Origin of the sequence: Streptomyces sp. NPDC056987 (assembly GCF_042673865.1) — a bacterium.
GTDB lineage: Bacteria > Actinomycetota > Actinomycetes > Streptomycetales > Streptomycetaceae > Streptomyces.
Map to the genome: position 1 here is coordinate 88,399 of NZ_JBHURV010000017.1, position 12,342 is coordinate 100,740.

Annotated in this window: 9 protein-coding genes and 1 riboswitch; of the genes, 3 read left to right on the plus strand and 6 right to left on the minus strand. The window is 71.5% G+C overall.

Going from position 1 to position 12,342, the window contains the following annotated elements; genetic code table 11:
- Positions 1 to 16 precede the first annotated feature (16 nt).
- The 5 genes from ACFTZC_RS20745 to ACFTZC_RS20765 all read right to left on the minus strand — a co-directional run bounded on the left by ACFTZC_RS20745 (position 17) and on the right by ACFTZC_RS20765 (position 4,887).
- Positions 17 to 1,078, minus strand: coding sequence for a nucleoside hydrolase (locus tag ACFTZC_RS20745; RefSeq protein ID WP_382891747.1), 1,062 nt, complete (start codon positions 1,076 to 1,078; stop codon positions 17 to 19).
- Positions 1,075 to 2,121, minus strand: a complete 1,047-nt coding sequence (locus ACFTZC_RS20750; RefSeq protein WP_382891749.1) for an ABC transporter substrate-binding protein — start codon at positions 2,119 to 2,121, stop codon at positions 1,075 to 1,077. Before ACFTZC_RS20750 ends, ACFTZC_RS20745 begins: the two co-directional genes overlap by 4 nt.
- Positions 2,118 to 3,191 carry an ABC transporter ATP-binding protein gene (locus ACFTZC_RS20755; RefSeq protein WP_382891750.1) on the minus strand — a complete coding sequence of 358 codons (1,074 nt, stop codon included), beginning with the start codon at positions 3,189 to 3,191 and terminating at the stop codon, positions 2,118 to 2,120. Before ACFTZC_RS20755 ends, ACFTZC_RS20750 begins: the two co-directional genes overlap by 4 nt.
- Positions 3,192 to 3,256: 65 nt before the next feature.
- A complete protein-coding gene (locus ACFTZC_RS20760; protein WP_382891752.1) occupies positions 3,257 to 4,045 on the minus strand; it encodes an ABC transporter permease in 789 nt (262 codons plus the stop codon).
- A 17-nt stretch (positions 4,046 to 4,062) separates the two neighbouring features.
- On the minus strand, positions 4,063 to 4,887 hold the full coding sequence (locus ACFTZC_RS20765; protein ID WP_382891754.1) for an ABC transporter permease: 825 nt from the start codon (positions 4,885 to 4,887) through the stop codon (positions 4,063 to 4,065).
- Between the two features lie 200 nt (positions 4,888 to 5,087).
- Here ACFTZC_RS20765 and ACFTZC_RS20770 point away from each other — a divergent pair, with 200 nt between their 5' ends.
- The gene (locus ACFTZC_RS20770) at positions 5,088 to 6,053 is read left to right on the plus strand and encodes a LacI family DNA-binding transcriptional regulator (RefSeq protein ID WP_382891756.1); all 966 of its coding nucleotides are present in this window, start codon (positions 5,088 to 5,090) and stop codon (positions 6,051 to 6,053) included.
- A 9-nt stretch (positions 6,054 to 6,062) separates the two neighbouring features.
- On the opposite strand, the gene ACFTZC_RS20775 is transcribed toward ACFTZC_RS20770, so the two are convergent.
- The gene (locus ACFTZC_RS20775) at positions 6,063 to 8,543 is read right to left on the minus strand and encodes a SpoIIE family protein phosphatase (RefSeq protein ID WP_382891758.1); all 2,481 of its coding nucleotides are present in this window, start codon (positions 8,541 to 8,543) and stop codon (positions 6,063 to 6,065) included.
- Between the two features lie 339 nt (positions 8,544 to 8,882).
- Between ACFTZC_RS20775 and ACFTZC_RS20780 the strand changes: the two genes are divergently transcribed.
- Together ACFTZC_RS20780 and ACFTZC_RS20785 are read left to right on the plus strand one after the other, a co-directional pair.
- The gene (locus ACFTZC_RS20780; RefSeq protein WP_382891760.1) at positions 8,883 to 10,220 is read left to right on the plus strand and encodes a gluconate:H+ symporter; all 1,338 of its coding nucleotides are present in this window, start codon (positions 8,883 to 8,885) and stop codon (positions 10,218 to 10,220) included.
- A 111-nt stretch (positions 10,221 to 10,331) separates the two neighbouring features.
- Positions 10,332 to 11,660, plus strand: coding sequence for an enolase C-terminal domain-like protein (locus tag ACFTZC_RS20785; protein WP_382891762.1), 1,329 nt, complete (start codon positions 10,332 to 10,334; stop codon positions 11,658 to 11,660).
- Between the two features lie 516 nt (positions 11,661 to 12,176).
- Positions 12,177 to 12,340: riboswitch (cyclic di-AMP (ydaO/yuaA leader) on the plus strand.
- The last annotated feature ends 2 nt before the right edge of the window (positions 12,341 to 12,342 follow it).

The following is a 12,342-nucleotide window of genomic DNA, read 5'->3' on the forward strand; positions in this document are numbered from 1 at the left end:
GGGCGTGCGCGGCGGATCAGGCCGGGGCGGCCGGCGGCCCGCTCCGGGGCGCGTCGGCCCCGTACGTACGCAGCAGCCGGGAGATCAGGAAGGCGCGGAAGGCGTCGGCGTCCACCCCGGTGGCCACCTTGGCGTTGGGCGCGAACCCGGTGCGGCCGTGCACATCGGCGATCAGCTTGCCGCGGGAGAACTCACCCCCGCACTCCACCGTCACCCATGCGTCGGTCCACTCGATCAGGTCCGGGCGTACGGCGGCGGCCACCGCCAGCGCGTCGTGGACCGCGCAGGCGTCGACGCCGTGGCGCCGCGCGTACCGCGTGGCCAGATGGTCGAGCATCCGGCCCGCCGCGCCGGTGACCGGCGCGCCGTCGGCCAGCAGCCGGTCGATGTCGGACCGCGTCGTCAGCGCCGCGCGGGTCACGTCGAGTCCGACGATCCGCAGCGGCACCCCGGCCTCGGTCACGAACCGGGCCGCCTCGGGATCGGCGAAGAAGTTGAACTCGGCCGACGGCGTGACATTGCCCGGGGCGAAGGCCGCCCCGCCCATCACCACGATCTCCTTGATCGCGGGGGCGGCCTCCGGGTGGGCGTGCAGCAGCGCCGCGACATTGGTGAGCGGCGCGGTGGCGATCAGCGTGAGGCCGCCGGGCGGACAGGCGCGCAACCGCGCCGCGAGCCAGGCGACGGCGTGGTCCGGGTGCGCCGTCCGCGCCGACGGGGGCAGCCGGACGCCGCCGAGCCCGCCCTCGCCGTGCACGGGTTCGTCCGGGACCCGGACGGCGCGGGCGAGGGGGCCCGCATGGCCGCGCGCCACCGGCAGGTCCGGCTCCGCGCCGATCAGATCACAGAGGCGCAGCGCGTTGTCGACGACCTGTCCGATGCCCACGTTCCCGGCGACGGTGGTGATGCCGGTGACGTCGAGTTCGGGCGAGGCGAAGGCCAGCAGCAGGGCGACGGCGTCGTCGATGCCGGGGTCGCAGTCGATGACGACGGGCTCCGGGCGCGTCGTCTCCGAGGTCTCCGGGAGGGCCGTCTCGGAGCGGTCCGTCTCGGAGCCGGACGTCTGCGGGTGGCTCATCCGGACACCTCGCGCTGGAAGCGGTCGACCCACTTGTCGTTGTTCTCGGCGGCCAGCTTCAGATCGGGGGTGGTGAAGCCGTTCGCCGCCGGGTCGGCGGCCGCCTCGCCCACCACCTCGGTGATCGCCGCCGGGATCGTGGCGTCCTTGTTGACCGGCTTGTCGTGGAAGGTGGCCGCGGCCTTCTCCTGGACCTCCTTCGACAGCAGGTAGTCGATGAACTTCTCCGCTCCCGCCTTGTTGCGGGCGCCCTTCACCAGCTGCGCGGTGTTGGAGACCACGTAACGCCCCTTGTCGAGGGGGGCCCAGGCGATCGGCTTGCCCGCCGTGACCGAGTCGATGGCGAAGAGGTCGAGGGCCGGGGCCATCTCCACCTCACCCCGGTCGAGCAGGCTGACGAGTTCGGTGCTGCGGTTGAAGTACTTCAGTACGTTGGGGGAGTTGGCGGCGAGCTTCTCGAACGCCGTGTCGGTGTCCCCGGGGCCGGAGCCGTAGGTCGCCGCGGTGCTGTAGAGGAAGGGCACCCCGGCGCTGGTCGAGATGTCGGGGAGGGCGATCCTGCCCTTGTTCCCGGCGTCCCACAGGTCCTTGACGCCGGGTGCCTTGTCGACCTTGTCGGTGCGGTAGAGCATGCCGAGCAACTGGTAGGTGTACGCGGGGGCGTAGCCGTCCTCGTCCTTCGCGAAGTCGTGGATCTTCGCCAGGTTGGGCAGGGCCGACGCGTCGACCTTGTCGAACAGCCCCTGCTCGCGGCCCATCCGGGCGAACAGGTCGGAGATCATGACGACGTCGACCGTCGGGTTGGAGCGGTTGATCCTGAGCTTGGTGAGCCGCTCGGCGTTGGCTCCGCTCTCGATCTCGACCTCGATGCCGGTCTCCTTCTCGAACGGTTTGACGATGTTCTTCTCGAACAGGTCGGCGCCGAAACCGAAGGTGGAGACGGTCAGCTTCTTGGGATCCTGCTCTCCGGCGGCGGAGCCGGCGCAGCCGGCCAGCGGCAGGATCAGCAGGGTGGCGGCGGTGGTGACGGCGAGTCGCCTCATGGCGTGGGAGTCTCCTGGCTCGGGGGGAGGTCCGCGGCGTGCGTCGCGGGAAGGTCCACGGCGTGCGTCGCGGGGACGTCCCCGGCGGGCTCGGCGGGGAGGTCTACGGCGTGTTCGGCGGGGAGGTGCAGGCGCACCCGGCGCCCGGCGCTCAGCCCGAAGTCGGTGCTGGTGGCCAGGACGGTGCGGCCCTGGGACTCGGCGGTGACGACACAGTCGGTGCCGCGGAACCGTACGGCGGTCAGGGTGGCGTCGACCGTGGTGCCCCCGGCGGGCGCGGGGGATTCGGGGGCGAGCACCTCGACGTGCTCCGGCCGGATGGTGACCGTACGGCCGTCCGGCAGCTCGACGAAGTTGTCGTAGCCGAGGAATTCGGCGACGAAGCGGCTCGCGGGGGCGCGGAACACCTCGCGCGGGGCGCCCTGCTGGGCGACGGTCCCCTGGTTGAGGATGACCATGCTGTCGGCCAGCTCCAGCGCCTCCTCCTGGTCATGGGTGACGAGGATCGCGGTGAGCCCGGTCTCCTGCTGGATACGGGCGAGCTCCTGGCGCATCTGGATCCGCAGCCGCGCGTCGAGGTTGGACAGCGGCTCGTCCAGGAGCAGGACGGAGGGGCGTACGGCGATGGCGCGGGCGAGCGCGATGCGCTGCTGCTGGCCGCCGGAGAGCTGCTTCGGCTTGCGGCCGGAGAGGTGGGAGAGGCCGACCATCTCCAGCGCCTCGCCCGTCCGGGTGCGCCGCTCGCCGTCCGGGACGCCCCGCATCTTCAGACCGAAGGCGACGTTCCTTTCCACGGTCATGTGCGGGAAGAGCGCGTACGACTGGAAGACCATGCCGATGTTGCGGCGCTCCGCCGGGAGCCGGGTGGCGTCCTCGCCCTCCAGCAGGATGCGGCCGGCGGTGGGCTCCAGGAACCCGGCGATCATGCGCAGGGTGGTGGTCTTGCCGCAGCCGCTGGGGCCGATGAGCGCGGTGAACTCACCGCGGCGCACGGTCAGATCGAGATCCCGGACCGCCGCGGTCCCGCCGAACTCCCGGTGGACCGATTCGAGTTGAACCACTGGCTTCATCGAAGTACTCCTGTCGCACCGGTCGCTCTGATCGCTCCGGTCGCTCCTGTTGTCGTCCGCCGCGCTCATCGGCCGAAGACCTTGTTGAAGCCGACGAGGCGTTCCGTCAGCAGGGCCGCGCCGACCGTGGCGGCGAGCAGCAGGGTGCTCACCGCGGCCACCACCGGGTCGTAGGAGAACTCGACGTAGTTGAGCATCTCGACGGGCAGGGTGGAGATTCCCGGTCCCTTGAGCAGCAGCGAGAGCGGGACGTTGTTGAACGAGGTGAGGAAGGACAGCACGGACGCCGAGACGATGCCCGGTGCCATCACGGGCAGGGTGATCGAGAAGAACGTCCGCAGCGGCCCGGCGCCGAGGCCGCGGGCCGCCTCCTCCAGGGCCGGGTCCGAGAGGGCCAGCGAGGCGCCGGTGACCCGGACCGCGTACGGCAGCAGCAGGACGGTGTGGCCGATCAGCAGCGCGCCGAGCGCGGTGATCCGCAGGGTCACCATGAGCTGCTGGAAGAGGGCGAAGCCCAGGACGAGTTCGGGGACGATCGCGGGGGAGAGGAAGAGGTTCTCCACCGCCTTGCGGCCGCGGAAGCGGTGGCGCTGCACGGCCAGGGCCACCGGGATGCCCAGCACCAGCGCGAGCAGGGTCGCCACCGCGGCCACCAGCAGACTGGTCAGCAGCCCCTGCTGGAAGGCGGCGTTGGAGAGCGCCTGCTCGAACCAGCGGGTGGAGAGCCCGGACGGCGGGAACTCGACGGTGTCCCCGGACGAGAAGCCGATGGCGACGACGAGCAGGATCGGCCCGAGCAGAAAGGCCATGGCCAGGGTGGCCAGGAGGGTGAGTACGGGGCGTCGGGGCTTCACGACGCGGCCACCTTGCTTCACGACGTGGCCACCTTCGCCGATATCCTGCCCGAGGCCCAGCCGACCACGAGCACCAGTACGGTCATGAGCAGGGCGACGGCGCCCGCCCCGTTCCAGTCGAGTTTCACGTTCGCGTAGTCGTACAGCAGGGTCGCCAGGGTCCGGTTACGGGAGCCGCCGAGCAGCAGCGGCGTGGTGAAGGCGGTGACCGCCCCGGCGAACACCAGCGTCGCCCCGACCAGGACGCCGGGCACCGCGAGCGGCAGCACGATCTGCCGGAAGGCCCGGCCGGGGCTCGCGCCGAGACCGCGGGCGGCGTCCTCCAGACCGGGATCGATGTGCGACAGCGAGCTGTACGAGGTCAGGATCATCAGCGGCATGAAGAGCTGGGTGAGACCGGCGACCAGGGCGAACTCCGTGTACAGCAGCTCCGGCGGGCTGTCGGTGAGCCCGGTCGCCAGGACGACATCGCTGATGATGCCGTTGCGGCCGAGGATGACCAGCCAGGAGAAGGTCCGTACGACCGTGCTGAGCAGCAGCGGGAAGACCGCGAGCGCGAGCAGCAGACCCTGGCGGCTCTTCGGGGCGCGGGAGATGAGATAGGCCGTCGGGAAGCCGAAGAGCAGACAGACGACGGTGACGGTGACGGCCACGCGCACGGTCCGGGCGAGGACGCCCAGGACGTAGCCGTCGGTGAGCAGCGAGCCCAGGGTGCCGACGACATCGGGGTCCTCGGCGGCGGGCGGCGCGAAGAGCGTGGTGACGAAGGGGAACGCGAAGCCGAAGGCCAGCAGGGCCAGGCCGGGCGCGAGCAGCAGCCCCAGGGTGGCCTTCCGGGACACGGCCACGCCTCCTCTCTGGATCTGTGTCGGATGTTTCTGCCGGATGTTTCTGTTCGGAGTTTCCTACAACCGGTTGCTGCAACCGGTTGCAGCAACCGGCAGTGGGGGACGATACTCACGCTGGAATCGAAGCGTCAACGCGCTCGTGTAAAGATCCCGTTACGCACACCCTGGGGGCGGAGATGGTGAGGCTGTCGGACGTGGCACGCGCGGCGGGGGTGTCCACGGCGACCGCGTCCCGCGCGCTGAGCAGGCCCGGCATGGTCGCGGCGGGTACGCGCGAGCGGGTACGGGCCGCCGCCGAGGCCATGGGGTTCGAGTTCAACGCCAGCGCCCGCGCGCTGACCACCGGCCGGACCGGCCTGACCGGCGTGCTCGTCCCGAGCCTCGCCAATCCCTACTTCGCCCCCATCGTGACCGGGGTGCAGCGGGCGCTGTCGCAGGACGGCGACAACATCCTGCTCGCCGTCTCGGAGGGCTCCCGGAGCAGCGAGGAGAAGCTGGCGGGGCAGCTCGCCTCCCGCGTCGACGGGCTCGTCTTCATAGCCCCTGTGAGCCCGGACCCGGTGATCAGGGCCTTCACCGCGAAGCTGCCGGCCGTCACCGTGGACCGTACGGTGCCCTCGGTGCCCGGCGTCCTGATCGACACCCCCGGCGGCGTCGCGGACATCGTGACGCACCTGGCGGGCCTCGGCCACCGTTCCATCGCTTATGTGGGCGGCCCGGAGGGCTCGTGGATGGCCGAACGCCGCACCACCGCCGTCGAGGAGGCGGCCGACCGGGGCGGCGTCGACCTCACGGTCCTCGGCCCCGTCGCCCCCCGGATCGACGCGGGACTGGCCGTCGCCGAACACATCGCCGCCGAACGGGCCGTCACCGCCGTGGTCGCGTACAGCAGTTACCTACTGATCGGCCTGCGCCTGGGGCTGCGCGACGCCGGGGTGCGGGTCCCCGGTGACATCAGTCTGGCCGCGTCGGACGATCTGACCGCGATCAGCACGGACCGGCCCGACACCACGGCGCTGCGGGTCCCGCTCGAAGAGGCGGGTACCGAGGCGGTACGCCTGCTCCAGGAGCCGAACCCGCCCAAGCGCGCCCGCCGGGTGCGCGTCGCCACCGAACTGATCGTCGGTGTCTCCACGGCACGGGTGGGCCTCTCCACGTGACCGGCCCGGTCAGCCGGCGGAGAGGCTCTGCTCCGCCCAGATCGTCTTGCCGGTGTACGTCTGGCGGGTGCCCCACCCCTGGGTGAGCTGCGCGACGAGGAGCAGTCCGCGGCCGCCCTCGTCGAAGGTGCGGGCCCGGCGCAGGTGGGGGGTGGTGCTGCTGCCGTCGGAGACCTCGATGACGAGGTCGCTGTCGCGGATCAGCCGGAGCCTGACGGGGGCGTCGCCGTACCGGACGGCGTTGGTGACCAGCTCGCTGACCACCAGCTCGGTCACGAACGCCGCCTCGTCCAGGCCCCAGGCGGCCAGTTGGCGGCAGGCGTTCTTCCGGGTCTCCGCGACGGCGGCGGCGTCGTGCGGAACCTCCCAGGTGGCGACATGGGCCGCGTCCAGGGCACGGGTACGGGCCATCAGCAGGGCCACGTCGTCGGCCGGGCGGTCCGGGAGGAGCGCGCGGAGCACGGCGTCGCAGGTGGCGTCCAGGGACGGGGCGGGACGGGCCAGCACCTCGCGCAGCGTGCCGAGGCTCTCGTCGAGGTCGCGGTCACGGGACGCGACGAGACCGTCGGTGTAGAGCACCAGGACGGATCCCTCGGGCAGCTCCAGCTCGGTGGTCTCGAAGGGCAGGCCGCCGAGGCCCAGCGGCGGGCCCGCCGGGACGTCGGGGAACTCCACGGCGCCCGCGGCGGTCACCAGCGCGGGTGGGAGATGGCCGGCGCGCGCCAGGGAGCAGCGCCGGGAGACCGGGTCGTAGACGGCGTACAGGCACGTCGCGCCGGTGTCGCCCGTATCGCCTGTGGCACCGGCGCCGTTGTCGCCGCCGGCCTCGGCGGAGAGGCGGATGACGAGGTCGTCCAGATGGGTCAGGAGTTCGTCGGGCGGGAGGTCGACGTCGGCCAGGGTGCGGACGGCGGTGCGCAGCCGGCCCATGGCGGCCGAGGCCCGGATGCCGTGGCCGACCACGTCACCGACGACGAGGGCGACCCGGGCGCCGGAGAGGGGGATCACGTCGAACCAGTCGCCGCCGACGCCCGCCTGGGTGCCGGCGGGCAGGTAGCGGGACGCGACCTCGACGGCGGCCTGCCGGGGCGGCCGGGCCGGCAGGAGGCTGCTCTGGAGGGTGAGGGAGGTCCGGCGCTCGCGGGCGTACCGGCGGGCGTTGTCGACGCACACCGCGGCCCTGGCGGTGATCTCCCCACCCAGGAGCAGGTCGTCCGGGGTGAAGGGCTCCGGGCGCCGGTGGCGGGTGAAGACGGCCACGCCGAGGGTGATGCCGCGGGCCCGCATCGGCACGGCCAGCACCGAGTGGATGCCGTACCGCCGCACCCGCGCGGCCCGCTCCGGGTCCTCGCGCTCCCACCCGGCCACCACGCGGTCGGTCAGCTCCCGGATCAGCGGCCGGCCCGTGGCCAGGCACTCCGCCACGGGTGAGCCGCCCGGGTATGTGGCCACCGCGCCGCGTGGGACCACGGCCTCGGGACAGCCCGCCAGTACGGAGCGGACGGCGACCCGGCGGAGCAGGACGGGGCCGCTCGGGGCACCGGCGCGCGGGTCGCCGCCGCCCTCGATGGAGGGGAGCAGGTCGACGGTGACGAAGTCGGCGAGCTGCGGGACGGCCACGTCGGCGAGCTCCTCCGCGGTGCGGGCGAGGTCCAGGGTGCTGCCGATCCGCAGGCTGGCGTCGTTGAGGAGCACCAGCCGCTCCCTGGCCAGGTGTTCCTCGGTCATGTCCCGCGCCGAGAGGAGCACGCCCCGCACCGTTCCCGCGGTGTCCCGCACCGGGACGAGGGAGAGCGCCCAGACGCTCTCCCGCTCGTGGCCCGCCAGCCGCAGCGCCACCTGCCCCTGCTGCGGCGCGCCGGTCGCCAGCACCCGGCGCATGAGCTGTTCCGTCCGGTCGCCCTGCGGATCCGCCACGATCTCCGAGACGCGCAGGCCCCGCATAGCCTCCTCGGGCAGACCCATCACGCGTTCCATGTCCTGGTTGGCCAGCCGCAGCAGCAGACCGGTGTCGTAGAGCGCCATCGTGGCCGGGGACTGGGTGAACGCCCACATCGCCAGCGCCTCGGCGGGCAGCGGCGCCGGCGGGCCGGCCGGCGCGGAGACCAGGAGCCATCCGCCGTCACGGCCGGAGCCTCCGCCCCTTCCGTCAGCCCCCTCGCCGCCCGCGCGGTCCGGCATCCGGTGGTGGGCCAGCAGGCTCACGGGGAGGGCGCGGCCGTCCCGGTGGCGGAGCGTCACCGTCCCGTTCCACCGCGGCAGCGCTCGCAGGGCGCGCACCGTCCCCGGGTGCGGTTCCGTGGCCAGCAGCCCGGCGGCGGCCCGTCCGACGACCTCTGAGGACCGGTAGCCGAGCAGCCGCCGCGCCGCCTCGTTCCAGCCGGTGACGATCCCGCGCGGATCCACGGTGACCCTCGCCGTGGCGGTTTCCGTGGCGGGATCCTCCGGCCACGCCGCCCGGTCGCCACCGGCGGCCTCCGATCGCGTCATCGTGCACAACCGCCCTCGCCTCGGTCCTTCCACCATGGGCCCGTGGGCCGGGCAGGAGCAACCGAGGGCGGCGGGAGCCGACGGGGATGGGCATCGACGGGGACGGGCGCCGAAGGTCAATCCGTCGCCGCAGACCCATTGACCCCGTGGGGCTCACCTCTCTAGCCTCTCTAGCCTCTGTTCTTGTACGTGGACGACGTCCTTATATAGAGACAAAGCACTGATCCCCGCTCCGCCGTGGGGCGCGGTCCGCCCGCGTTCACACCCCTTGCTCCACCGCACGGTTCATCCGCTTGCCCGGTGCACAGTTCGGCGCACAGTTCAAAGGGGAACTGACCCATGCCACTTGTCGTCGTAGGGATCAGCGTCCTGGTCCTGCTCTTCCTCATGACACGGCTCAAGCTGAACGGTTTCGCCGCCCTCCTGCTCGTCGCCGTCGGGGTCGCCGTCGTCCAGGGCATTCCCCTCACGGAGATCGCGGACGTCCTCTCCGAGGGCATCGGCGGACAGATCGGCGACACGATGCTCACCATCGGGCTCGGCGCGATGGTCGGCCGGGTGATGGGGGATTCCGGCGCCGCCCAGCGCATCGCCACCCGGCTCCTCGCCGTCTGCGGCACCCGCGGGGTGCAGGTGGCGATGGTGGCGACGGCCATGCTCATCGGCGTCACGATGTTCTACGAGGTGGCCTTCGTCATCATCGTGCCCGTCGTCTTCACGCTCGTACGCGTCACCCGGGCGAACCTCCTGTGGGTCGGGCTGCCGATGTCCATCGCCCTGTCCACCATGCACAGCTTCCTGCCGCCGCACCCGGGGCCGACCGCGGTGGCCTCGACCTTCCACGCCTCCGTCGGACTGACCCTGTTCTACGGTCTGTTCATCGCCGTGCCGATCGGCGCGGTCATCGCCCTGGTGTGGCCGCGGCTCGCGTTCGTCCGGGCCATGAACCCCTCCGTGCCCAAGGGCCTGGTGAGCGAACGCGTCTTCGAGGAAGAGGAGATGCCGGGCACGGCCTGGTCGCTGGCGGTCGCCCTGCTGCCCGTCGTGCTGATCGCGGGCGCCGCTGTCACCGACATGGCCACCTCGGCACAGACCCCGCTCACGCACTTCGTCGCCTTCATCGGCTCGGCCCCGATCGCCCTGCTGCTGACGTTGGTCGTGGCGATCTGGGCGTTCGGGCCGCGGATCGGCCGGAGCCTGTCGGAGGTCAGCGCCTCATGCCGGGGAGCGGCCCAGGCGATGGCGATGATCCTGCTGGTGATCGGCGCCGGCGGGGCCTTCAAGCAGGTCCTGGTCGACGGCGGCATATCGGACTACATCAAGGACGTCACCGACGGCTGGTCCATCTCGCCGGTCGTCCTCGCCTGGCTCGTGGCCGTGATCCTCCGGGTCGCCCTGGGCTCGGCGACCGTCGCCGTCGTCACGGCGTCCGGCGTGGTGCTGCCGCTGCTCGCGGGCAGCGGGGTGCCGCCCGAGGTCATGGTGCTGGCCGTCTCCTGCGGCTCGATCGCCTTCTCGCACGTCAACGACCCGGGCTTCTGGATGTTCAAGGAGTACTTCAACCTGTCGGTCGTCGAGGCGATCAAGGCACGGACCACCTATACGACCGTGCTCTCCGTCCTCGGACTCGGGGGCGTGCTCCTCCTGGAACGCGTCCTGGACATCCTCAACATCTGACATCCGCTGACATCCACTCTCCGGCATCTGCCCTCCGCCCCCTGCCCGTGCCCCTGCACCCCCGCTCTCGGAACCGCCCCGTACCATCCGGATCCTGGAAGGACTCGCCCCATGAGCCAGCCCGTCGTCACCGGCTTCTCCGTGTATCCGGTGGCAGGCCGTGACTCCATGGCACTCAACCTCTCCGGCGCGCACGCCCCGTACTTCACCCGCAACGTCCTGGTCGTCCAGGACTCCGAGGGCCGGACCGGTGTGGGCGAGGTGCCGGGCGGTGAGCGCATCACCCGTACCCTGCGCGAGGCCCAACCCCTCGTCGTCGGGAGCAGGTTGGGCGACCACAAGCGGGTACTGCGGGCCATGGGGGAGCGGTTCGGCGGCCGTGACGCGGGCGGGCGCGGGGAGCAGACCTTCGACCTGCGCACCGCGGTGCACGCCGTGACGGCCGTCGAATCGGCCCTCCTCGACCTGCTGGGCCAGCACCTGGAGGTGCCGGTGGCCGCGCTGCTCGGGGACGGCAAGCAGCGTGACGCGGTACGGGTCCTCGGCTACCTCTTCTACGTCGGCGACCCCGGCAGGACCGACCTGGAGTACGTCCGGGAACCCGGCGCGGACGTCGAGTGGTACCGCGTCCGCCGCGAGGAGGCGCTGACCCCGGAGTCGATCGTCCGGCAGGCGGAGGCGACGTACGAGCGGTACGGCTTCCGGGACTTCAAGCTCAAGGGCGGTGTCCTGCCGGGGGCGGAGGAGGTCAAGGCCGTACGCGCGCTGAAGGAACGCTTCCCCGGGGCGCGGATCACCCTTGACCCCAACGGGGCCTGGTCGCTGCGGGAAGCGGTCGAACTGTGCCGGCCCCTGCTCGGCACGCTCGCGTACGCCGAGGACCCGTGCGGAGCCGAGGACGGCTTCTCGGGCCGGGAGATCCTGGCGGAGTTCCGCCGGGCCACCGGCCTGCCCACCGCGACCAACATGGTCGCGACGGACTGGCGCCAGCTCACCCACGCGATGGCGCTCCAGTCGGTCTCCATCCCGCTCGCCGACCCGCACTTCTGGACCATGCAGGGGTCGGTGCGGGTGGCCCAGCTCTGCCATGCGACGGGGCTGACATGGGGCTGCCACTCCAACAACCACTTCGACATCTCGCTGGCCATGATGGCCCACTGCGGGGCCGCCGCCCCCGGCGAGTACAACGCCCTGGACACCCACTGGATCTGGCAGGAGGGCCTGGAGCGGCTGACCGTGGAGCCCCCGCGCATCGTCGCCGGCGAGGTCGCCGTCGACGACACCCCGGGGCTCGGCGTCGAACTCGACATGGACCGGCTCCTCGCCGCCCACGAGCTGTACCTGGAGAAGAACCTCTCCGGCCGGGACGACGCGGCGGCGATGCGATTTCTGGTGCGGGACTGGGAGTTCGACAGCAAGCGTCCCTGCTTGGTGAGATGAGGAATTGCCGCGCTCATGCCCCGCCTTTTGCAGCGGCGGAATGAGCATGCGGAGTGAACGAGGATGCGGTGCGAAGGCGTGCCGTGAGGCGACAGGCCGTCAGAAGAAAGAATCGCCCGGTGAATTCGGAGGCCTTCCGGTTCAATTCCCGCCGGGCGTTCCCAGTTGTCGGGGAGTCGGGTCGGAGGGCGATCGGATCCTCCCGCCCGACAGTGACCCATAAGGGCGTTTTGTCGGTATTTACCGTTAAGTGAAGTTGAGTGGCGTTAGGGGCACTTGTAGCCTCTGACGCCTTTTGCCTGTCCGATTATTCCGTTACGTTCGTGACCTGTGTCACCCCAGTGTCGATGGACGGGCGGGGCGAGGTGGCCGCTTTCTCTCCCGGGAGAGGAAAGTTGAGTTCCCGGGACGGCCTCGAAAGGGCTATTGACCCGAAAATTCGGAACTTGTGCCGTCCTGATATCTCGCTTACGTTCTCGTCCATCCGGATGGAACGCCCAATCCTGCCGCTGTCCGGAGACCCACACACCAATCCGTCACAAGGCAGGAGCGGGGGACCCAGGTAAGTCGCCGGTCCGGATTTCCGGAACGGCTCGGGGTGAAGCCGTACGCACCGCCGTACGGCCGGGCATCTCCAGCCCGAACCCGACAGCTCACCTCGCAGGCGACGGAGAGGAATTCG

What these genes read in the sequence shown, in the direction of transcription:
- ACFTZC_RS20785 (WP_382891762.1), top strand. Translation starts at nt 10,332, where the DNA reads ATGAGCCAGCCCGTCGTCACCGGCTTCTCCGTGTATCCGGTGGCAGGC.
- ACFTZC_RS20780 (WP_382891760.1), top strand. Translation starts at nt 8,883, where the DNA reads ATGCCACTTGTCGTCGTAGGGATCAGCGTCCTGGTCCTGCTCTTCCTC.
- ACFTZC_RS20750 (WP_382891749.1), bottom strand. Translation starts at nt 2,121, where the DNA reads ATGAGGCGACTCGCCGTCACCACCGCCGCCACCCTGCTGATCCTGCCG.
- ACFTZC_RS20775 (WP_382891758.1), bottom strand. Translation starts at nt 8,543, where the DNA reads ATGACGCGATCGGAGGCCGCCGGTGGCGACCGGGCGGCGTGGCCGGAG.
- ACFTZC_RS20755 (WP_382891750.1), bottom strand. Translation starts at nt 3,191, where the DNA reads ATGAAGCCAGTGGTTCAACTCGAATCGGTCCACCGGGAGTTCGGCGGG.
- ACFTZC_RS20745 (WP_382891747.1), bottom strand. Translation starts at nt 1,078, where the DNA reads ATGAGCCACCCGCAGACGTCCGGCTCCGAGACGGACCGCTCCGAGACG.